17 protein-coding genes and 3 pseudogenes are annotated in these 21,289 nt (G+C 66.4%); 12 read left to right on the top strand and 8 right to left on the bottom strand.

What is annotated here, in order from left to right; genetic code table 11:
* Positions 1 to 16: 16 nt before the first annotated feature.
* The 5 genes and pseudogenes from CA606_RS09535 to CA606_RS09550 all read right to left on the bottom strand — a co-directional run bounded on the left by CA606_RS09535 (position 17) and on the right by CA606_RS09550 (position 4,477).
* A complete protein-coding gene (locus CA606_RS09535; protein ID WP_096053814.1) occupies positions 17 to 2,245 on the bottom strand; it encodes a DEAD/DEAH box helicase in 2,229 nt (742 codons plus the stop codon).
* A gap of 236 nt (positions 2,246 to 2,481) precedes the next feature.
* Positions 2,482 to 2,934 (bottom strand): hypothetical protein, encoded by a 453-nt coding sequence (locus CA606_RS09540; RefSeq protein ID WP_096051347.1) that lies wholly within the window; start codon positions 2,932 to 2,934, stop codon positions 2,482 to 2,484.
* 340 nt (positions 2,935 to 3,274) lie between these two features.
* A pseudogene (locus CA606_RS20570) lies at positions 3,275 to 3,637 on the bottom strand (hypothetical protein).
* A 38-nt stretch (positions 3,638 to 3,675) separates the two neighbouring features.
* Positions 3,676 to 3,779: pseudogene (locus CA606_RS20575) on the bottom strand (hypothetical protein); the annotation flags it as partial.
* A 182-nt stretch (positions 3,780 to 3,961) separates the two neighbouring features.
* Positions 3,962 to 4,477 (bottom strand): GNAT family N-acetyltransferase, encoded by a 516-nt coding sequence (locus tag CA606_RS09550; protein ID WP_096051346.1) that lies wholly within the window; start codon positions 4,475 to 4,477, stop codon positions 3,962 to 3,964.
* Positions 4,478 to 4,618: 141 nt separating this feature from the next.
* Between CA606_RS09550 and secG the strand changes: the two genes are divergently transcribed.
* The 4 genes from secG (at position 4,619) to CA606_RS09570 (ending at position 8,273) form a co-directional block, all read left to right on the top strand.
* A complete protein-coding gene (secG, locus tag CA606_RS09555; RefSeq protein WP_096051345.1) occupies positions 4,619 to 5,086 on the top strand; it encodes a preprotein translocase subunit SecG in 468 nt (155 codons plus the stop codon).
* A gap of 115 nt (positions 5,087 to 5,201) precedes the next feature.
* A complete protein-coding gene (locus CA606_RS09560; RefSeq protein WP_096051344.1) occupies positions 5,202 to 6,854 on the top strand; it encodes a CTP synthase in 1,653 nt (550 codons plus the stop codon).
* Positions 6,855 to 6,978: 124 nt separating this feature from the next.
* Positions 6,979 to 7,161 (top strand): 50S ribosomal protein L32, encoded by a 183-nt coding sequence (rpmF, locus tag CA606_RS09565; RefSeq protein WP_010919589.1) that lies wholly within the window; start codon positions 6,979 to 6,981, stop codon positions 7,159 to 7,161.
* A 110-nt stretch (positions 7,162 to 7,271) separates the two neighbouring features.
* Positions 7,272 to 8,273 (top strand): retropepsin-like aspartic protease, encoded by a 1,002-nt coding sequence (locus tag CA606_RS09570; RefSeq protein ID WP_096051343.1) that lies wholly within the window; start codon positions 7,272 to 7,274, stop codon positions 8,271 to 8,273.
* Positions 8,274 to 8,285: 12 nt separating this feature from the next.
* On the opposite strand, the gene CA606_RS09575 is transcribed toward CA606_RS09570, so the two are convergent.
* Positions 8,286 to 9,056, bottom strand: coding sequence for an enoyl-CoA hydratase (locus tag CA606_RS09575; protein ID WP_096051342.1), 771 nt, complete (start codon positions 9,054 to 9,056; stop codon positions 8,286 to 8,288).
* A 113-nt stretch (positions 9,057 to 9,169) separates the two neighbouring features.
* Between CA606_RS09575 and eno the strand changes: the two genes are divergently transcribed.
* The 8 genes from eno to CA606_RS09615 all read left to right on the top strand — a co-directional run bounded on the left by eno (position 9,170) and on the right by CA606_RS09615 (position 18,547).
* Positions 9,170 to 10,450 carry a phosphopyruvate hydratase gene (gene eno, locus CA606_RS09580; RefSeq protein WP_096051341.1) on the top strand — a complete coding sequence of 427 codons (1,281 nt, stop codon included), beginning with the start codon at positions 9,170 to 9,172 and terminating at the stop codon, positions 10,448 to 10,450.
* A 354-nt stretch (positions 10,451 to 10,804) separates the two neighbouring features.
* Complete coding sequence (locus CA606_RS09585; RefSeq protein WP_096033270.1) at positions 10,805 to 11,107, top strand: FtsB family cell division protein; 303 nt, start codon at positions 10,805 to 10,807, stop codon at positions 11,105 to 11,107.
* A 164-nt stretch (positions 11,108 to 11,271) separates the two neighbouring features.
* Positions 11,272 to 12,303 (top strand): pyruvate dehydrogenase (acetyl-transferring) E1 component subunit alpha, encoded by a 1,032-nt coding sequence (pdhA, locus tag CA606_RS09590; protein ID WP_096051340.1) that lies wholly within the window; start codon positions 11,272 to 11,274, stop codon positions 12,301 to 12,303.
* Positions 12,300 to 13,655, top strand: a complete 1,356-nt coding sequence (locus CA606_RS09595; protein ID WP_096051339.1) for a pyruvate dehydrogenase complex E1 component subunit beta — start codon at positions 12,300 to 12,302, stop codon at positions 13,653 to 13,655. Before pdhA ends, CA606_RS09595 begins: the two co-directional genes overlap by 4 nt.
* A 141-nt stretch (positions 13,656 to 13,796) precedes the next feature.
* Positions 13,797 to 15,086 carry a pyruvate dehydrogenase complex dihydrolipoamide acetyltransferase gene (locus tag CA606_RS09600; protein ID WP_096051338.1) on the top strand — a complete coding sequence of 430 codons (1,290 nt, stop codon included), beginning with the start codon at positions 13,797 to 13,799 and terminating at the stop codon, positions 15,084 to 15,086.
* 18 nt (positions 15,087 to 15,104) lie between these two features.
* On the top strand, positions 15,105 to 15,587 hold the full coding sequence (locus CA606_RS09605; RefSeq protein ID WP_096051337.1) for a glutathione peroxidase: 483 nt from the start codon (positions 15,105 to 15,107) through the stop codon (positions 15,585 to 15,587).
* 82 nt (positions 15,588 to 15,669) lie between these two features.
* Positions 15,670 to 17,070, top strand: coding sequence for a dihydrolipoyl dehydrogenase (lpdA, locus tag CA606_RS09610; RefSeq protein ID WP_096051336.1), 1,401 nt, complete (start codon positions 15,670 to 15,672; stop codon positions 17,068 to 17,070).
* 19 nt (positions 17,071 to 17,089) lie between these two features.
* A complete protein-coding gene (locus CA606_RS09615; RefSeq protein ID WP_096051335.1) occupies positions 17,090 to 18,547 on the top strand; it encodes a DUF6880 family protein in 1,458 nt (485 codons plus the stop codon).
* Positions 18,548 to 18,561: 14 nt separating this feature from the next.
* Here CA606_RS09615 and CA606_RS09620 read toward each other — a convergent pair whose 3' ends face one another.
* A complete protein-coding gene (locus CA606_RS09620) occupies positions 18,562 to 20,115 on the bottom strand; it encodes an AMP-binding protein (protein WP_096051334.1) in 1,554 nt (517 codons plus the stop codon).
* An 88-nt stretch (positions 20,116 to 20,203) separates the two neighbouring features.
* A pseudogene (locus CA606_RS09625) lies at positions 20,204 to 21,281 on the bottom strand (alpha/beta fold hydrolase).
* Positions 21,282 to 21,289: the final 8 nt, after the last annotated feature.

Raw genomic sequence — 21,289 nt, forward strand, 5'->3', positions numbered from 1 at the left:
AAAGTGACCGCTTAGGCTACTTCTTCTTGAACGGCTTGCCGCCGGCCTTGGCGTCGAAGCTCTTGGCCTTGAAGGGCTTGGGGCCCCGGAAGGGCTTGGCGGGGCCGTCGGCGTCGCGCTTGCCGGCATAGGGCTTGGCGTACGGCTTGGGACCGGCGGCGTTGTCGCTGAAGGCCTTCTTGAAGGGCTTCTTGGGCGCGTCGCCGTCAGCGCGCGGGGCGCGGGGCTTGAACTCACGCGGCTTGAACTCGCCGGGCGCGGAGTCGCCGGCCTCGTGACGCGGCTTGAAGGCGCGCTTGGGAGCGCCTTCGGAGTCCTGCGGCGAGTACGGACGCGGCGCGTCGGTGTCGCGCGGGGCGCGGCGCGGCTTGTAGTCGCCCTTGGGCTCTTCGCCCCGGCTGTAGGGTTTGGCGTTGCTGAAGCCGTCGTCGCCGAAGCTGGACGGGCGCGGGGTGTGATCGCGCGAACCAGGGGCGTTGGCGCGCGGCGAGCGCGGCGCGTCGTCGCGGTCACGCGGCGGGCGCGGCTTGTACTCGCGTGGGCCGTCGTTGTCGCCCCTCGGCGGACGCGGCGTGAAGTCCCGGCGCGGACCCGCTTCGCGCGCCGCCGGCGCCGTGGTCGGGGTGATCGAGACGTCTTCGCGCACGGTCGTCTGGACCGCCGCGCCGAACTTCACCGCCGCCTCGTTCGAGATCTCGAACTTGGTGTCGTAGTCGAAGATCCTGATCGCGCCGATGTCCTTCTTGGTGATGTGGCCCAGGCGGCAGATCATCGGGATCAGCCACTTGGGATCGGCGTTGCCGCGACGGCCAACGCTGATGCGGAACCACTCCGAGCCTTCCATGCTGACGCGCGGTTCGCGCTCGGGGCGCTCTCCAAACTCGCGCGGCTCACGCGGCTCACGCGAACGCGGACCCGGATCGGCGCCGTGGCGCGGATCGTCATAGATGTCTTCCGGCGAAGGCAGCTTGGCGCGGCGGGTGCGGATCAGCGCGGCGGCGATCTCGACCGGCGTGCGCTTGGCCAGCATGGCCTCGGCCAGGGCGACATCCTCTTCGGTCGAGGCCTCGCTGAAGATCGGATCCTCGAGCAGACGCTCCTGGTCCTTCTCGCGGATCGAGTCGGCGCTGGGCGCGCCGCCCCAGTCGGCTTCGACGCCGGCGGCGAAGAGCAGCTGCTCGGCCTTGCGGCGACGGGTGTAGGGGACGACCAGGGCGCTGACGCCCTTCTTGCCGGCGCGGCCGGTGCGGCCGGAACGGTGCAGCAGGGTGGCCTTGTTAATCGGCAGCTCGGCGTGGATCACGAGGCCGAGATCCGGCAGGTCGAGACCGCGCGCGGCGACGTCGGTGGCGACGCAGACGCGGGCGTGGCCGTCGCGCAGAGCCTGCAGGGCGTCGGCGCGTTCACGCTGCGACAGCTCGCCGGACAGGCCCACGACCGCGAAGCCGCGCTCGCGCAGCTTGGCGTGCATCGAGCGGACGCTTTCGCGGGTGTTGGCGAACACCAGGGCGCCGGGGGCTTCGAAGAAGCGCAGCAGGTTGACGACCGCGTGCTCGACCTCGTTGGGGGCCACGCGCACGGCGCGATACTCGATGTCGCGGTGCGGTTCGTTGCGGCCGATGGTGTCGATGCGGACGGCGTCGTTCTGATAGCGCTTGGCCAGCTCGACGATGTCGCGGGCCAGGGTGGCCGAGAACAGCAGGGTGCGACGCTCGGCCGGGGCGGCGTCGAGGATGAACTCCAGATCCTCGCGGAAGCCCATGTCCAGCATCTCGTCAGCCTCGTCGAGGACGGCGACCTTCAGCTTGGAGAGATCAAGGTGACCACGCTCGATGTGGTCGCGCAGACGGCCGGGGGTGCCGACGACGATATGGGCGCCGTAGTTCAGCGCGCGCTGCTCGCGGCGGGCGTCCATGCCGCCAACGCAGTTGATCACTGCGGCCTTGGCTTCGGCATAGAGCCAGCCCAGCTCGCGATTGACCTGCATGGCCAGCTCGCGGGTCGGGGCGATGACCAGGGCCAGCGGTTCGGCGGCCTGGCCGAAGGTTTCGGCGTCGCCGAGCAGAGTCGGAGCAGCTGCGAGGCCGAAGGCGACGGTCTTGCCAGAGCCCGTCTGGGCGCTGACCAGCAGGTCGCGGTCGGCGGCGTCGGCGGCCAGCACGGCGGCCTGAACGGGGGTGGGCTCGGCATAGCCTTGAGCGGCGAGAGCCCGCTCAAGAGCGGGGTGGGAGGCGGGGAAGGGCATATGGGTCCAGTTCACGTCTGCGACCGCGCACATAAAACGCGCGGCTCGCGCCATGACCAAATCGGGCCCCTTTGAAGCCTTGAACGCTTCCCTCGGACCGCTTCTTGGTCGAATTCCAACAAAAATAGCCCCCTTCCGCCGCCGAAGCGACACGAAGGGGGCCCGATGAGCGGCCTTATGCGCTTGCTGCGGTGCAAAAAGCAAGCGTGGTTCTGTTACGCGCGGTTTTGTCGCGGCTAGGCGAGGCTCGTCTCGCCCTTGCGCCGTGCGGTCAGTTCGCCCGCCAGGCGGGCGACGCCGGCGGTCAGCAGGCCAAGCATGGCCATCATCAGCGCTTCGGCCATGCCGGGCGCCATGACCGCCAGGCTGGGCGTGGCCCCGAGGTTGGCGATACCCACCGCGCCGGCCAGGAGTGTATAGGTCGCTGCGGCGAAGCCGAGGGGCAGGGCGCTCTTGTTGATCGCCGTCAGCCAACGGGTTTCGGGTCGGATGGCGGCCATGACAGGGGCGACAACCAGGCCGGCGGCCAACAACAAGGCGATCAATTGCACGGGCGCCGCCGCGTTAGCGAAGATCGCCAACAGGGTCAGCGGCTCGCGGCCCGACGGCGCGACCGCGGTCGACGCCAAGGCGGGCGTGGCCAGAATCGCAGCGGCGACGGCGATGAGGGAAAGGTGGCGTAGGCGCATGGTCGGTTCCCGTTGATTACGTTTGTAATATGCATGACAATTACGAACGTAATATCCGATGTCAAGCCGGCGCGTATCCCCGGCGAAGGATGGGAACAGAATCCCTCTCTCTGAGAGAGAGGGAGGGGCCCGCCGCGCAGCGGTGGGAGGGTGAGTGGTTACGGTGATAGCCGTGAAAGTACCGCCTTTTCAGTCGCTTGTCAGTCCCTGCCTTGTCCGGAAGGGGTGGAACCTCTCACCCTCCCAAGATTTGCTTGGGCCCCTCCCTCTCTCTAAGAGAGAGGGAATTGGGTGGGCGTTCGCAGGGTTTCATCCCCGGCCTCAAAACCTGTCGTAGTCTTTATCCACCTCGTCGCGAGGAAAGGGCGCATGGCCAGCGACCATTTGCGGCGGCGGGGGGCGGTCGAGCGGGGACAGGTTCGAGGGGGATACTCGGACGGTCCGGGGATCTGGTTGCTGGCCAGACCCGCCCGCCGTCGGCGTGGTTGGAGGCAAAGGGATGTGTCTTAGCCTGGAGTGGCTCGTCCTCTTCGACCGCTGGGACTTCCGGAAACAGAAGCGCCCAGGTCCCGGTAGGGCCTGAACAGGGCCACCTGACGGGACGCTGACGCATAACGGCTGCGCGGAGCGCTGGGCTTCGTCGAAACGGTAACAACACACTCAAACTCCGGACGGACGTCCGGCGCTCCGCGTCCTTTTCCATGACTTCAGCGAGCGATCGCGTGAAGCCGACAGGTCACGCCCCCTCCCCTTGATGGGGAGGGGTAGGGGTGGGGTCATAACAGCGTCCGATGCCGCGCAAAGCCGCTAGCTCAGCAGTCACCCCATCCCCGGCCCTTCCCCATCAAGGGGAAGGGAGGCTTCTTGGGAGTTCTAAGCGGGAACGCGGCATGGATTCCCCCAATCCCCCCCCAGCGGGGGAGGTGTCGGCTCGGAGAGACGACGGAGGGGGAAGGGGCAAGCTCAGCAGAACTTCCCCCTCCGGCCTTCGGCCACCTCCCCCGCTGGGGGGAGGATTTTCAGCTTCCTACAGCCTCAACACATAAACCCGCCGGTCGCGGCGTTCGCCGTCGCGGTGCACGGCGCCCTTCATGTAGCCGTCGGCGCGAAAGCCCAGCTTGGCCATCAGGCGCTCGGCCGGGGCGTCGCCGACATGGACCCGGGCGGTGATCGTCTTCAGCCCGTCGGCGGCCACCTGGGCGAGCAGGGCGCTCAGGGCCTCCAGGCCAAAGCCCTGGCCCCAACCCTCACGGGCGACGGCGAAGCGGATCTCGGCGCTGTCGCGGCGGCGGTCGATGTCGAAGATCTCGCAGAAGCCGATGAAGGCGTCGTCGGCGGCGCGGCGGATCGCCCAATAGGCCGCGTGGTCGCCGGCCATCTCATCGACCTGGGCCCCGACGCGGTTGGCCACAGCGTCGGGATCCTCGATGGGCTCCTGATCGAGGGTGGACATCACCTCCGCGTCGCTGAAGAACGGATAGATCAACGGCGCGTCGTCGACCGTCAGGGGAGCGATGGTGAGGCGTTCGGTCTCGAGGATCATGCGGTCCAAGGGATTGGCTTCAGGGCTTGCGTTCGCGAGGACGCTTCCCAGCTATGGCGTGCAGCCGCCTCTAGTGGTAGAGGGGCCGCTTCGTTTTTCGCGCGGGGTTTGGCCCGCGCCCGGATCGAGAATACATTCGTCATGCTCATCGGCGTTCTGCTGGCCATCAACATCGTCGTCTGCCTCGGCCTGATCGGGGTGGTGCTGCTGCAGCGCTCCGAGGGCGGCGCCCTGGGCATGGGCGGCAACTCGGGCGGCTTGATGACCGCGCGCGGCGCCGGCGACCTGCTGACCCGCATCACCTGGATCCTGTTCTCGATCTTCCTGGTCATCAGCCTGACCCTGACCATCCTGACCGGCCGCCTCGACAAGAGCGGCTCCGTCGCCGACCGCCTGGACATCCAAGGCCTCGATTCGAAGAGCCTGCAGAACGTTCCGGCGCCGACCCCGGCTCCGGGCTCGCTGAACTCGCTGCCCTCGACGGCGCAGCCGGGCGGCATCCAGGCTCCGGCCCCGCAGATCAACACGCCAGCGCCGGCCGTCCAGCAGCCCGCGCTTCTGGCGCCCGCCGAGCCGGCCCCGGCCCCGGCGAGCCAGCCCAAGCCCTAACCGTCACCGACGGCGCTTTCACCGACCCCCGAGGGCCACCTCGGGGGTTTAATCTTGTTGATGAACGCGGGTCTTTTCTCCCCGCGTCCACGAATCACGGGTAACCTGATCGCCCATGACGCGGTACATCTTCATCACCGGCGGCGTGGTTTCCTCGCTTGGCAAAGGTTTGGCCTCGGCGGCGCTCGGCGCGCTGCTTCAAGCGCGTGGCTACAAGGTCCGCCTCCGTAAGCTCGACCCCTATCTCAACGTCGATCCGGGCACGATGAGCCCGTATCAGCACGGCGAGGTCTTCGTGACCGACGACGGGGCGGAAACCGACCTGGACCTTGGCCACTACGAGCGCTTCACCGGCGTGTCGGCGACCAAGGCCGACAACATCACCACCGGCCAGATCTACAAGACGATCATCGAGAAGGAGCGCCGCGGCGACTATCTGGGCGCGACCGTCCAGGTGATCCCGCACGTCACCAACGAGATCAAGGACTTCGTCCTGTCGCCGGCCATGGACGAGACGGGCGAGAAGGCCGTCGACTTCGTGCTGGTCGAGATCGGCGGCACGGTCGGCGACATCGAGGGCCTGCCGTTCTTCGAAGCCATCCGCCAGCTGCGTCAGGACCTGCCGCGCGGCCAGAGCTGCTATGTGCACCTGACCCTGCTGCCGTTCATCAAGACGGCCGGCGAGATGAAGACCAAGCCGACCCAGCACTCGGTCAAGGAGCTGCGCTCGATCGGTATCCAGCCGGACATCCTGCTGTGCCGCTGCGAGCAGGAGATCCCGCCGGAGGAAAAGCGCAAGATCGCCCAGTTCTGCAACGTGCGGCCCAGCGCGGTGATCCAGGCGATGGACTCATCGTCCATCTACGCCGTGCCGATCGACTATCACGAGCAGGGCCTGGACGCCGAAGTGCTCGATGTGTTCGGCATGCGCGATGCGCCGGCTCCGGACCTGACGCGCTGGAAGACCATCGACGACACCGTCCAGCATCCCGACGGCGAGGTCACCATCGCCGTCGTGGGCAAGTACACGGTGCTGAAGGACGCCTACAAGTCGCTGATCGAGGCTCTCCACCACGGGGGCCTGGCCAACAAGGTCAAGGTCAACCTCGACTGGGTCGAGAGCGAGACCTTCGAGGGCGACGAGGGGGCGGCTGCGGCCCGTCTTGAGAACGCCCACGCCATCATGGTGCCCGGCGGCTTCGGCGAGCGGGGCGCGGAGGGCAAGATCCGCGCGGCCCAGTTCGCCCGGGAGCGGAAGGTGCCGTATTTCGGTATCTGCTTTGGCATGCAGATGGCCGTCATCGAGACCCTGCGGAACGTCGCCGGCATCAAGGACGCCAGCTCCAGCGAATTCGGACCCACCGAGCGTCCGGTCGTCGGCATCATGACCGAGTGGATCAAGGGCAATGAGACCGTCCAGCGCCGCGCCAATGACGATCTGGGCGGTACGATGCGTCTGGGGGCCTATGACGCGGTCCTGACGACCGGTTCGAAGATCGCCGAGATCTATGGGGCCACCGAGATCAGCGAGCGCCACCGCCACCGCTACGAGGTCAATATCGGCTACGTCCACCTGATGGAGGACGCGGGCCTGAAACTGACCGGTCGCTCGCCCAATGGCGTACTGCCCGAAATCGTCGAGCGGGACGACCATCCGTGGTTCATCGGGGTCCAATATCACCCGGAACTGAAGAGCCGTCCGTTCGCCCCGCACCCGCTTTTCGCCAGTTTCATCGCTGCGGCGAAGGAGCACGGACGCCTTGTCTGAGGCTGTTCGATCACAAGGTTGCATCTTCGATCAGATTCGGGCATAAGCCCGCCCTCACGCGGCGGCTCGGGCGTTCCCAGGCCGCCGCTCTCGATTTTCACGCTCAGCGAGCAGAGTCACTTCGATGGCCGTTCCTAAAAGAAAAACTTCGCCTTCTCGCCGGAACATGCGCCGGTCGCACCACGCCCTGGGCGCTAACTCGTTCATTGAGGACAAGGACACGGGCGAGCTGCGCCGTCCGCACCATGTCGATCTGAAGACCGGCATGTACAACGGCAAGCAGATCCTGACGCCGAAGGAAGACTAAGTCTTCTTTCGTCTCTGACGGTTTGAAAGCGCCGCCGGGCTCGTTCCGGCGGCGCTTTTCGTCGTGTGCGTCGAAAAACGGTGTTAGCCTCCTGGCCGGAGGAAAACCCGATGTTCACACGCCGCGCACTGGCCGGGGGACTGGGATCGATACTGGCCGGGCCGAGCCTCTCGGCTCTGCCTACGCACGCCGAGGCGGCAAGCCAAACGCCCCCGATCGTCACGACCGACGAATTGGCGGGCAAGGCCGGCCAAGAGCCGATGATCATCCTTGACGCATCCCTCGACAGCGACGCCCGGCTCACGGTGGCCACGACGATCAATGGCGTGGCGGGGTTCCGATTCGTGGTCGACACCGGCGCCGACAGGACGGTTCTGACCCCTGGCCTGGTCGAGCGCCTTGGGCTGCTGCGAGGGCCCGATGTGGTCGTCCACGGCGCCACCGGCGCGGTCACATGTCCGACGGCGCTGGTGCGTACGCTGCGCGCCGGCGAGACCGGACTGACCGACAGCATTCTTCCGGTCCTGCCCTACGATCGGATTGGCGCCGATGGCCTGCTCGGCGTCGACGCTCTTGAGGGGCGGAACGTGGTCATCGACTTTCGCAAGAACCAGCTTGAGGTCCGCCGTAGCGCGCCCAGCTTCGAGCCCTACACCAGCTCGCGTGAGGTCTCGGTCTCGGCGAATTCGCGATACGGGCGGCTAACGCTGGCCGACTCTCGGATCGCGGGGGCCAAGTCGCTGGCCTTTATCGACTCCGGGGGCGGGGTCAGCATCGGCAACATGGCGCTGGCCCGCTCGATCGCGGCGAAGCGACGCCGATCTTCGGATCAGGTTCAACGGATCCGCTTGCTCACCGCCAGCGGCGAAATTCAGTTGGGCGAGTTCCGCATCATCCCCACCATCAAGATGGGCGACTTACGGCTGACCAACGCGCCGATGGCGTTCGCGGATCTGCACGTCTTCAATCACTGGGGCCTCAACGAGCGGCCCGTAGCCCTGTTCGGGGTCGACCTGCTCAGGCTCTTCGCGCGGGTAGAATTGGATTTCGGCGCCGGAAAGGTGCTGTTCCGCCTGGGGCAGGGCGGCTTTCCGACCGTGCTCCAGGCGTGAGGGCGATGCGTCCTACTGGCCTCGACCGCGCTCCATGACCTGGCGTCGCCGCTGTTCGACAGCCTCGGGCGTCACCGCGCGATTGCGAGCGCTTGATCGCTTGTGCTCGAGCGACAGCCCGTCGCCGAACGCCAGGGCGTATCCGTCGTCGATCAGGGCCTTGTAGAAGGACAGGGCGTCCACCGGGATGCTGGCCATTTCATCGGCCATCCTTAGCGCCGTCGGCATGAGGTCGCTGGCGGTCGTCACCCGATTGACCAGCCCCCAGTCGGCGGCGGTGCGGGCGTCCAGGAAGTTGCCGGTCAGGGACAGCTCTTTGGCGCGGTAGGGACCGATGAGGCGCGAGAGCTTTTGCGAAAGTCCCCAGCCCGGCATGATGCCGACGCGAGCATGGGTGTCGGCGAACCGCGCGTTCTCCGAGGCCAGCAGGACGTCGCAGGCCAGCGCCAGCTCAAAGCCGCCCGTGATCGCTACACCGTTGATCGCTCCGATCACGGGTTTGCGGCAGGTTTCAACCGCGCGAACTGGGTTCGAGCGCGCGTCCTGATCGTTCGCCGCGCCCATAGCGGCGGGATCGCCACCGAGTTCCTTCAGATCCAGTCCGGCGGTGAAGGCCCGATCGCCGGCGCCCGTCAGGATCACCACGCTGACGTCCGGATCCTGGTCAAGCTGGATCATGGCGTCATGGAGCGCCAAGCGGAGGGCCTTGGAGAGCGCGTTCATGGCTTCAGGTCGGTTCAGCGTCACAACCGCCACCGATCCGCGTCGTTCGATCAACAGCATGGAGCCCTCCCTAGGATTATCGACGATCACGCGGCCTCCCATGGGGAAGTCAAGTTGCGCCTTGGACGCTTGGCGGCTAAGGCTCCCGCGCCTTTGGCCTTGAGGAGAAGTCCATGACCGAGATCGTCGACATCATCGCCCGCGAAATTCTCGACAGCCGGGGTAACCCGACCGTCGAAGTCGACGTCATTCTCGAGGACGGCGCGTTCGGTCGCGCCGCAGTGCCGTCGGGCGCCTCCACGGGCGCTCACGAAGCTAACGAAAAGCGCGATGGCGACATGGCTCGCTATCTGGGCAAGGGCGTCCAGCAGGCGGTCGACGCCGTCAACGGCGAGATCTTCGACGCGCTGTCGGGCGTCGACGCCGAGGACCAGCGTCGCGTCGACAACCTTCTGATCGAACTGGATGGCACGCCGAACAAGGCCCGCCTGGGCGCCAACGCGATCCTGGGCGTCTCGCTGGCCACCGCCAAGGCCGCCGCCGAGTCGGCCGGCCTGCCGCTCTACAAGTACGTCGGCGGCGTGAACGCCCGCGTGCTGCCGACCCCGATGATGAACATCATCAACGGCGGCGCCCACGCCGACAATCCGATCGACATCCAGGAGTTCATGATCCTGCCGACCGGCGCCAAGGACTTCCGCGAAGGGCTGCGGATGGGCGCGGAGATCTTCCACGCCCTGAAGAAGGCTCTGAAGGACGCGGGTCATAACACCAACGTCGGCGACGAGGGCGGCTTTGCGCCGAACCTGGCGTCGGCTGAAGCCGCGCTCGACTTCATCGTCAAGGCGGGTGAGAAGGCGGGCTACAAGGCCGGTGACGACTTCGTCCTGGGCCTCGACGTCGCCTCGACCGAGTTCTTCAAGAACGGCAAGTACGAGCTGGAAGGCGAGGGCAAGTCGCTGGATCCGGCCGCCATGGTCGACTACCTGGCCGGCCTCGTCGCCAAGTTCCCGATCCTGACGATCGAGGACGGCATGGCCGAAGACGACTTCGACGGCTGGAAGCTGCTGACCGACACGCTGGGCAAGAAGGTGCAGCTGGTCGGCGACGATCTCTTCGTCACCAATCCCAAGCGCCTGCAGATCGGCCTGGACAAGGGTCTGGCCAACTCGATCCTCGTGAAGGTCAACCAGATCGGCACGCTCTCGGAAACCATCGACGCCGTCGAGCTCGCGCACCGTCATGGCTACACCAGCGTGATGAGCCACCGTTCGGGCGAGACCGAAGACAGCACGATCGCCGACCTGGCCGTCGCGCTGAACTGCGGTCAGATCAAGACGGGCTCGCTGGCCCGCTCGGATCGCACCGCCAAGTACAACCAGCTGCTCCGCATCCAAGAGATGCTGGACGACCAGGGCGTCTACGCCGGTCGAGCGGCCCTCAAGGGTCGCTGAGACGGTCCAGAATAGCCAAGACGGAAGGAGCGTGTTCGCCAAAGCGGACACGCTTTTTTCATGTGCGATTCCTGGCCACGGCGCGTTCGGGCCTGCGGAGATAGGCCTCGTCGAACGGTGTTTACCCACAAATTTTCTAAAAGCGGGCCGGTCGTTTCAAACGAGACCATCTTTCCCGTGTTCGCGGCCGCGAAATAGCTTCGGCGGCGCGGTATCTAGATGCGGATGAAACGATCTCAGATGAAAGCATCGTTCGCCTGTCGGGCGATCCGCCGATAACCCTCCCCAACGCCCAGATTTAGAAGGCGTTAAGGCCAGTCGGCGATCCTGCGAATCCCTCTTTGGGACGCCAAGATGTTCGCCCGACTGCAACCCTTCCTGCCGACTGCGGCGATCTTTTTCCTGATTTTCTACTTCGCCTTTCACGCTCTGACGGGTGATCGGGGGCTGCTTTCCATTTCGCAGCGCAATGCGGACCTCGCAGCAAAAACGAGAGAACTCAGGAAGATACGCGCAGAGAGGATGGACCTGGAGGCCCGCGCTCGTCTATTACGCAGCGGCAGTCTGTCGGCTGATCTTTTGGAGGAGCGCGCGCGCTCGCTTCTAGGATACGCCGATCCGAGGGACTATGTGATCCGGGTCAAGCGCTCGCGCTGATCCGTCGCTACTCTGGGGAACGACGGCGCATCGCGCGGGAATCGCTAAGGTTCGCGTTCGGTTTGAGTGAACATCAGGGCGTGACCTTCGCGGGACCGACGAATTTTCGGCGGGAAGCGCTCATCGGATGAAGGCCGCGATGAAGATTGGCCAGGGAGATTTGAATGGCGCGCACGCGCAAGGCTGATGCCTCCGAGGGGAAGGCGCCGGAAACCGGTGTCAACGCCTTCGTCGGCAAGGACGAACTCCTGAAATTCTATCAGGACATGCTGCTCATCCGCCGCTTCGAGGAGCGTGCTGGACAGCTGTACGGCATGGGCCTGATCGGCGGCTTCTGCCACCTGTACATTGGCCAGGAAGCCATCGCGGTCGGCATGCAGTCGATCTCGCAGAAGGGCGACCAGATCATCACGGGCTACCGTGACCACGGCCACATGCTGGCCGCGGGCATGGATCCTCGCGAAGTGATGGCCGAGCTGACCGGCCGAGCCGGCGGTTCGTCCAAGGGCAAGGGCGGGTCGATGCACATGTTCGACATCGCCACCGGCTTCTACGGCGGTCACGGCATCGTCGGCGCCCAGGTGGCGCTCGGCACCGGTCTGGCGCTGGCCAACAGCTACCGCAACAACGGCAACGTCTCCTACGCCTATATGGGCGACGGCGCGGCCAACCAGGGTCAGGTCTACGAGAGCTTCAACATGGCCCAGCTTTGGAAGCTGCCGGTCGTGTACGTGATCGAGAACAACCAGTACGCCATGGGCACCGCCGTCGAGCGCGCCGCCTCGGAAACCGCGTTCCACAAGCGCGGCGTCTCGTTCCGCATCCCGGGCGAGGAAGTCGATGGCATGGACGTCATCGCCGTCCGCGAAGCCGGCGCCCGCGCCACTGAGCACGCCCGCAGCGGCCAAGGTCCCTACATCCTCGAGATGAAGACCTATCGCTATCGCGGCCACTCGATGTCGGACCCGGCCAAGTATCGCACCAAGGAAGAGGTCGACGAGGTCAAGACGACCCGCGATCCGATCGACCACATCAAGGAACGCCTGGCCAAGGCCGGCGTCACCGAAGACGACCTGAAGGGCGTCGACGCCGAAGTGAAGCGCATTGTCGCCGAGGCCGCCGAGTTCGCCCGCACGAGCCCCGAGCCCGATCCCTCGGAACTGTATACCGACGTCTACCTGGAGGCCGCCGAGTGACGGACATCCTGATGCCCGCGCTTTCCCCGACGATGGAGGAAGGCACCCTGGCCAAGTGGCTGGTGAAGGAAGGCGACACCATCAAGGCCGGCGACGTGATCGCCGAGATCGAGACCGACAAGGCGACGATGGAAGTCGAAGCCGTGGACGAGGGCGTGATCGAAGCCATCCTGGTTCCGGCCGGCAGCGAGAACGTCAAGGTCAACACCCTGATCGCGCGTCTGAAGGGCGAGGGCGAAGCTGCGGCTCCTGCTGCGGCCGCCGCGCCCGTCGCCGAGGCCGCCCCGGTCGTCGTCGCGGCTCCGGCCGCCGGTGGCCCGATCTCCGCCGCGTCGACCTTCGCCGATCCGGAAATCCCGGCCGGCGCGGCGCTGAAGAAGATCACGGTCCGTGACGCCCTGCGCGACGCGATGGCCGAGGAAATGCGCCGCGATGACCGCGTGTTCCTGATGGGTGAGGAAGTCGCCCAGTACCAGGGCGCCTACAAGGTCAGCCGTGAGCTGCTGCAGGAGTTCGGCGACCGTCGCGTCATCGACACCCCGATCACCGAGCACGGCTTCGCCGGCATGGGCGTCGGCGCGGCCATGGCCGGCCTGAAGCCGATCGTCGAGTTCATGACCTGGAACTTCGCCATGCAGGCGATCGACCACATCATCAACTCGGCGGCCAAGACGCTCTACATGTCGGGCGGCCAGATCAAGTCGTCGATCGTGTTCCGCGGCCCGAACGGCGCGGCCTCGCGCGTCGGCGCCCAGCACAGCCAGGACTACGCCGCCTGGTACGGCAACGTCCCGGGCCTGAAGGTCATCGCGCCTTACGACGCCGCTGACGCCAAGGGTCTGCTCAAGGCCGCCATCCGCGATCCGAACCCGGTCGTCTTCCTCGAACACGAGATGATGTACGGCCACGAGTTCGACATCCCGGACGTCGAGGACTGGGTCGTGCCGATCGGCAAGGCCAAGGTCCGTCGCCAAGGCTCGGACGTCACGCTGGTGGCCTACAGCCGTATGGTCGGTTTCGCCCTGAAGGCGGCCGAGGAGCTGGAAAAGGAAGGCATCGCCGCCGAGGTCGTCGACCTGCGCACGATCCGTCCGATGGACCACGCGACCATCCTGGAAAGCGTCAAGAAGACCAACCGTCTGGTCACGGTCGAGGAAGGCTGGGGCCCGATGGGCGTCGGCGCCGAGATCGTCGCCCGCATCACCGAGTTCGGCTTCGACTACCTGGACGCCCCGCCGCTGCGGGTCTGCCAGGAAGACGTGCCGCTGCCTTATGCGGCGAACCTGGAAGCCCTGAGCCTGCCGTCGGTCGAGAAGATCGTGAAGGCGGCCAAGGCGGTCTGCTACCGCTAAGAGATCGCGGCCCTCGCCCCTGGCGGGGGCCGCTGCTCTTGGCCAAGACATTCATCCCGCCCCAAAGCGGGGTATCGTGGACGCCGGCCCTCGCAGACGAAAGGGTTCGCGACCGTCCCGAAGGATTGAGGAACAAGCTCAATGTCGATCGACATCCTGATGCCCGCCCTGTCGCCCACCATGGAGGAGGGAACCCTCGCCAAGTGGCACGTGAAGGTCGGCGACACCGTCAAGGCCGGCGACGTGATCGCCGAGATCGAGACCGACAAGGCGACGATGGAAGTCGAAGCCGTCGACGAAGGCGTCGTGGAAGCCATCCTGGTTGAGGCCGGGACCGAGAACGTCAAGGTCAACGCCCTGATCGCCAAGCTGGCGGGCGAGGGCGACAGCCCCGCGCCGGCTCCGAAGGTCGAAGCCCCGAAGGCCGCCGCCGCTGCGCCGGTTCCGGCCGCCGCCCCGGCTCCAGCCGTCCCCGCGCCGGCCGCTCCGGTCGCCGCTGACGGCTCGCGCGTCCTGGCCTCGCCCCTGGCTCGCCGTCTGGCTTCGGCCGCTGGTCTCGACTTGAAGGCCATCAAGGGCACCGGCCCGCACGGCCGCGTGATCAAGTCGGACGTCGAAGCCGCCAAGTCGGGCGCGCCGGCCGCCAAGGTCGCTCCGGCTGCGGCGCCTGCCGCCGTCGCTCCGGCCGCCGCCGCCGCGCCGCGTCAGATCCAGTCGCTGGAGCAGATGGGCATCCCCGCCGGCTCCTACGACCTCGTCCCGCTGGACGGCATGCGCAAGACGATCGCCCGTCGTATGACGGAAAGCTTCCGCGACGTGCCGCACTTCCCGCTCACGATCGATCTCGAGATCGACGCGCTGCTGGCCGCCCGCGCCAAGATCAACAGCCTGCTGGAAAAGCAGGGCGTGAAGGTCTCGGTGAACGACATCGTCATCAAGGCCGCCGCCGTGGCCCTGAAGCAGGTGCCGGAAGCCAACGCCAGCTACACGCCGGAAGGCATCGCCATGCACCACCACGCCGACATCGCCGTCGCCGTGGCGGTCGATGGCGGCCTGATCACGCCGATCATCCGCAAGGCCGAGACCAAGGGCCTGGCGCAGATCTCCGCCGAGATGAAGGACCTGGCCCAGCGCGCCAAGGACAAGAAGCTGAAGCCTGAGGAGTTCCAGGGCGGCACCTTCTCGATCAGCAACCTTGGCATGTTCGGCATCAAGTCGTTCGCCTCGATCATCAACGAGCCGCAGGCCGCGATCATGAGCGTCGGCGCCGGCGAGCAGCGTCCGGTCGTCAAGAACGGCCAACTGGCCGTTGCGACGGTCATGACCGTGACCCTGACCTGCGATCACCGCGTGGTCGACGGCTCGGTCGGCGCCAAGTTCCTGGCGGCCTTCAAGCCGCTGATTGAAGAGCCGCTGACCCTGATCGTCTGATCGGGGCGCGGGGAAGGTATGGCCATGTCGATCTACGACTATTCCGCCAAGACGCTGGACGGCCAGGACGTGAGCCTGGCCGACTATCGCGGCCAGGTGCTGCTGATCGTGAACACCGCCAGCAAGTGCGGGTTCACGCCGCAGTACGAGGGCCTGGAAGCGCTCTACAAGGCGCACAAGGACCGTGGCTTCACGGTCCTGGCCTTCCCCTGCAATCAGTTCGGCGCTCAGGAGCCGGGCGACGCCGCCGAGATCGCGAACTTCTGCTCGCTGACCTACGACGTGAGCTTCCCGGTGATGAGCAAGATCGACGTCAACGGCGCCGATGCTCACCCGCTCTACAAGTTCCTCAAGAAGGAACAGAAGGGCGTTCTGGGCACCGAGGCGATCAAGTGGAACTTCACCAAGTTCCTGATCGGCAAGGACGGCCAGGTCGTCGATCGGTTCGCGCCGACCGTGAAGCCCGAAGACCTGAAGGTCGCGGTCGAGGCGCTGCTCTAGTTTCTCCCAGACCGGTTTGCAGACTGGTCGATCGGCGCCGCGCGCTCCCTCGTGCGATCGCCAAAGTCAGGGTTAGAAGATCATGTCCACGGAATTCGATGTCGTCGTCATCGGCGCCGGTCCTGGCGGCTATGTGGCCGCGATCCGCGCCAGCCAACTGGGCCTGAAGACGGCCATCATCGAGCGTGAAAATCTGGGCGGCATCTGCCTGAACTGGGGCTGCATCCCGACCAAGGCGCTGCTGAAGTCCGGCGAGGTCTACGAGCAGCTGTCGCATCTGGGCGGCTATGGCCTGTCGGTCGAGAAGGCCTCGTTCGACTTCGGCAAGATCATCGAGCGCTCGCGCGGCGTGGCCAAGAACATGTCGGGCGGCATCGCCTTCCTGATGAAGAAGCACAAGATCGAGGTGATCGAGGGCGAGGCCAAGCTTGAGAAGGGCGCGCCGGCTCCGAAGGTGGTCATTGCGCTGAAGGCCGGTGGCAGCCGCACGGTGCAAGCCAAGAACGTGATCCTGGCCAGCGGCGCCCGCGCCCGCGAGATCCCGGCGATCGGCGCAGTCTCGGACGGCGACAAGATCTGGACCTACCGCGACGCCCTGGCGCCGAAGTCGATGCCCAAGTCGCTGGTCGTGATCGGCTCAGGCGCCATCGGCATCGAGTTCGCCAGCTTCTATCGCGCGCTGGGCGCCGAAGTGACCGTCGTCGAAGCCATCGACCGCATCATGCCGGTCGAGGACGAGGAAGTTTCCAAGGCCGCCCAAAAGGCGTTCGAGAAGCGCGGTATCAAGTTCCGCGTCGGCGCCAAGGTCAGCAAGATCGAGAAGACCAAGGACGGCGTCGCCGTCACCGTCGAAGCCGGCGGGAAGATCGAACAGCTGACCGCCGAGAAGTGCATCGTCGCGGTCGGCATCGCGCCGAACAATGACGGCCTGGAAGCGCTGGGCGTGAGCCTGGATCGTGGCCACGTCGTCACCGACAAGCACTGCCGCACCAACGTGCCCGGCCTTTACGCCATCGGCGACATCGCCGGCGCGCCGTGGCTCGCCCACAAGGCCAGCCACGAAGGCATCCACGCCGCCGAGGCGATCGCCGGCTACAAGACGCCGAACGTCCACTCGCCGATCCCGGGCTGCACCTACGCCAATCCGCAGGTCGCCTCGGTGGGCTACACCGAAGCCGCCGCCAAGGCGGCGGGGATCGAGGTCAAGGCCGGCCGCTTCCCGTTCCGCGTCAACGGCAAGGCCGTGGCGTCGGGCGAGACCGAGGGCTTCGTCAAGACCGTGTTCGACGCCAAGACGGGCGCCTTGATCGGCGCGCACATGATCGGCCACGAAGTGACCGAGATGATCCAGGGCTTTGTCACCGCCATCACCCTGGAAGCGACCGAGGAAGACCTGCACGGCGTCGTCTACGCCCACCCGACCATGTCGGAAGCGATGCACGAAGCCGCTCTGGACGCCTACGGACGCGTGCTGCACATCTAGGGCAGCTTAGGGAGTCTGGATGGCGCGCAAGGCCGCCGCGACAGCGGGTGAAAAGCCGAAGGTGCGGAAGGGGTCGAAGACGACCCTTTCCGAAGCCAATCTGGCCGATCTCGGCGCGGAACGGCTCGCCGCCATCCTGCTCGACCTGTCCAGCGACAGCCACGTCAAGCGGGTGCTTCGGCTAGAGCTGTTCGCCGAAGCCAGCAGCGAAGGCCTGGCGCTGGAGATTTCCAAGCGCCTGGCGACGATCGGCAAGTCTTCGTCGCGCATCCACTGGCGCAAGCGTCCGGCTTTCGCCCGCGATCTGGACCTCCATCGTCAGATGATCGAGCGGCTCGCTCAGGACGATGCGACCGCCGCGCTCAACCTCATGCTCGATCTACTGGATCTGGCGTCTCCGACCCTAGATCGGCTCAGCCAGCCCGATGGTCCGATCGGCGATGTCTTCCTGGCGGCCCGTGACGCCATTGGCGCCATCGCCGAGAAGGCCGTGCCCGAGCCGATCGCCCTGGCGGAGCGGACCGCCAAGATCCTGGCGACCGACTATCACGCCCAGATGGGATCGCTCGCCAGCGCCCTGGCCCCCGCCATGGGACCGCAGGGGCGGGCTCATCTGCGCGAGGTGCTGGAAACGGTCCTGGCGATGAACGCCAAGCGGCTGCGGGGCGCTGACCCGATGGCGGCGGTCTACAAGGACGCCTTGCGGCGCCTGGCGGACGCCAGCGGCGATATCGACGCCTTCGAGGCGACCTTCGCGCCGGAGCTTCGGCGCACGCCGCTGGTCTCGGCCGAGATCGCCCGGCGCCTTCTCGCGGCGGGCCGTGGCGAAGACGCCCTGGCTACGCTGCAGGCCGGTGCGCCCGGTGAAGCACGGGGCCGCCATCAGACGTCCGTCGAGGAGCGTGCCGCCTGGGAAGAGGTGATGCTGGAGGCGCTGGAGGCCACAGGACATCATCAGGAAGCGCAGAAGCGTCGTTGGGCTGAGTTCGAGCGCACGCTCTCCATTCCGCTCCTGAGGGCCTATCTGAAGAGCCTTCCGGATTTTGACGACGTCGAGGCCGAGGATCAGGCCAAGGCGGTCGTGCGTCGCTTCCCGCGCTTTGACACCGCGCTAGCCTTCTTCGTGTCGTGGCCCGACTTCCAGGCGGCGTCGCGTCTGGTCCTGTCGCGCTCCGGCGAGATCAACGGCGCCGACGACGTTCTGATCACCGAGGCGGCGCGGCGCCTGGAGGGAAGCTATCCGCTGGCGGCCACTTTGCTGCTGCGCGCCTCGATCCAGCATGTGCTGTCCTACGGCGTCGCGACGCGGTACGCCGACGCCGCGCGCCAGTTGCTGGAGGCCGAGTCCCTGGCGGCCATGATCGCGGATTTCGGCGAGTATCCGGACCACGCGAGCTTCGCTGCCGACCTTCGGGCGGCGCACATCCGCAAGCAAGGTTTCCGCGCCGAGCTTGAAGCGCTCGGCGCGACGTTCTAGCCGCCGGAGCTTGATCAGGCTGCTTGGGTGTCGGTTTCCGCCATGCGCTGGATCGCGACATAGTCGGTCTTGCCGCTGCCCAGCACCGGCACTTCAGTGACCCTCAGGATCTTGCGGGGCACCGACAATTCAGGCGCGCCGATCGTCTGAGCGTGCGCGACCAGCGGGCCGACGTCGGCGTCATGCCGGTCGGTGACCAGGATGAGCTTCTCGCCCTTTTTCTTGTCGGGCATCGAGATCACGGCGTGGCGTCCGTCCGGCCAGACCGCTGCGGCCAGGTCCTCGGCGGCGGTGAGCGAGACCATTTCGCCGCCGATCTTGGCGAAGCGCTTCACGCGGCCCTTGATCGTGATCCACTGGTCGTCGGTCATGCTGACGACATCGCCGGTATCGTGCCAACCCCCTTCCGGGGCGTCTATGCCGCCGTCCTCGCGCAGATAGCCGGCCATGATGTTGGGGCCTCGCACGAACAGACGGCCCCCTTCAGGGATGCCTTCGACGGGCTCGATGCGGACGTCCTGACCTGGCAAGAGGCCGCCCACCGTTCCAAGACGGTTGTCCTTCGGCTTGTTCACGGCGATCACCGGCGAAGCCTCGGTCGCGCCGTAGCCTTCGAGCAGCGGTACGCCGCCGAAGCGCTCCTTGATCAAGGTATGGGTTTCGTCTCGCACCTTCTCGGCGCCGCACACCACGAACTCCAGGCCCGACAGTTCGTCAGACTCCGCCGCCCGGGCGTACTGGTTCACGAAGGTGTCGGTCGCCAGCAGGACCGAGGCCTTGGCGTCCTTGATCAGCGGCGGGATCTGCTTGGTGTGCAGCGGCGAGGGATACTGGAACGCCTTCATGCCGGTAAGGATCGGCAGGATCACCCCGGCGGTCAGACCAAAGCAGTGGAAGACGGGCAGCGGATTGAACATCACCCAATTGGAATCGAGCTCGATGTGAGCCGCGACCTGCATGGCGTTCTGAACAAGATTTTCCTGGCTCAGCACCACACCCCGGGGCGCGCCGAAGCTGCCCGAGGTGAAGAGCACCACGCCCTTGTCGGAGGGCTTGGCCGGCGCGCGGAACTGGCGCGGGAACATGCCCGCCGCGGCGGCGAACAGCTTGTCGGGCAGGCCGATCGTGCCGCGGACGTCCTCAAGATAGATCACCTGCGCCTGCTCGCCGATCGCGTCGACGATATCGTGCAGCTTGCCCAGTTCGATGAACTTGTGCGCGGTCAGGACCCGGTTGATCTTGGCCAGCTTACACGCGGCCTTGATGTTCCGAATGCCGGCCGTGAAGTTCAACATCGTCGGCACGCGCCCGAAGGCGTGCAGGGCGAAGAAGGTGACCACCGAGCCCGCGCCTGAAGGCAGAAGCACGCCGACGTGCTCACCCGGCTTGGTCATGGCGGCGATCTTGCGGCCCAGGGCGAAGCTCGCCCGGATCAGATCGGTATAGGTCAGCGGATTGCGATCCTGGTCCTCCAGGATCGGCTTCTTGGCGCCGAACTTGTCGCGGGCGTCGATGAGGGCGTCGAAGATGGCCTTTTGGCCGTTCCGCACGTCGTAAGCTACCGGCATCCCGGCGAAACCTCCCCGATGAGCGGTGGGCGCTCTCGTTCTTCAAACGATGAGTCTGCCGAGGAAGGTCCAGCTTTGCAAGGAAGAGTCACAATCCGTGACGTTCATCCGTTGCGGGGCTGAGCTTTGACAGGCCTTGGGGGCGCGGCGAAGTCGGTTACGGCCGCCAGCCAAGCGCTGCGCAGCGCGTCCGATTCCATGTGAAGGTCGTGACCTGCTTCGGCGTACCGAATCTCGCGACAGGCCTTCATCTCGGCGCACAGTCGGGTTTGCGGTGTCGTCGTGACGACGCGGTCGCGACCCGCGCCGAACATCAGAACAGGAACCGTTGTGCTGCGGATGTCGCGCGCGGCGCTCTCTGAAGCGTCGAAGAAGGCGGCGAACCAGCCAAGGCTCCGCCCGCCCATGCGAAGATCCGGGTTCGCCAGCATCCATGCGGCCTGCACCTTGCCGCGCGTGGCGTCGTGGGTGAGGCCTGCGGCCTTTCCATCTGGCGCATCCCGCCGCCAACCTTGCTGGTCCGGCGATCGAACCCATCCCAGCCGAAGCGTTCTGAGCGCCGGCGTGAACCTGGCGAAGTCCGAGCGGGGGCGGGGAAGGTTCTTCAGGCCGAACGCGGGCGATGAGAGCGCCAAGCCTTGCATGGGAAGCCCTGTCTGCGCCGCCCTCAGCGCAACCAGCCCTCCTTCGCCGTGGCCCAGCACGATCAGGGGGATGTCGCCTCGGGGACGGATCACGGTCCTGACCAGCGCTTTGACAGCCGCAACATCCGGATCAAAGCTGTCGATGTGACCGAGGTCGCGCCATGGCGTGAGCCGCTCGGAGCCGCCTTGGCCCTGGCGTTCGAGAACCCAGACGCTGAAGCCTTGCCGCGTGAGATCGGAAACGGTTTCGAACCATTTTTCGGCTGTCTCGCCATACCCCGGGAGAACCAGGATCGTCGCGCGGGGCGCCACCGGTGGCGATGCGACGCCGTAGCGCTGCACGGAGGCGTTTCCGGTCTTCACATATCCCCAGGCCCAGCCCTGCGGCGGATAGAAGCGTGAGGTCAGGGCCGGAGGCGTGCGACTCTCGGCGAAAGGCGCGCGGGAGGCCCCGTCACCGCAGGCGGAAACGGCCAGGCTGAGCGCGATAGCCGGGACGGCTGCAAGGAGACGGCGACGCATATGCGCCA

This window comes from Caulobacter vibrioides, assembly GCF_002310375.3.
GTDB classification, from domain to species: Bacteria; Pseudomonadota; Alphaproteobacteria; order Caulobacterales; family Caulobacteraceae; genus Caulobacter; species Caulobacter vibrioides_D.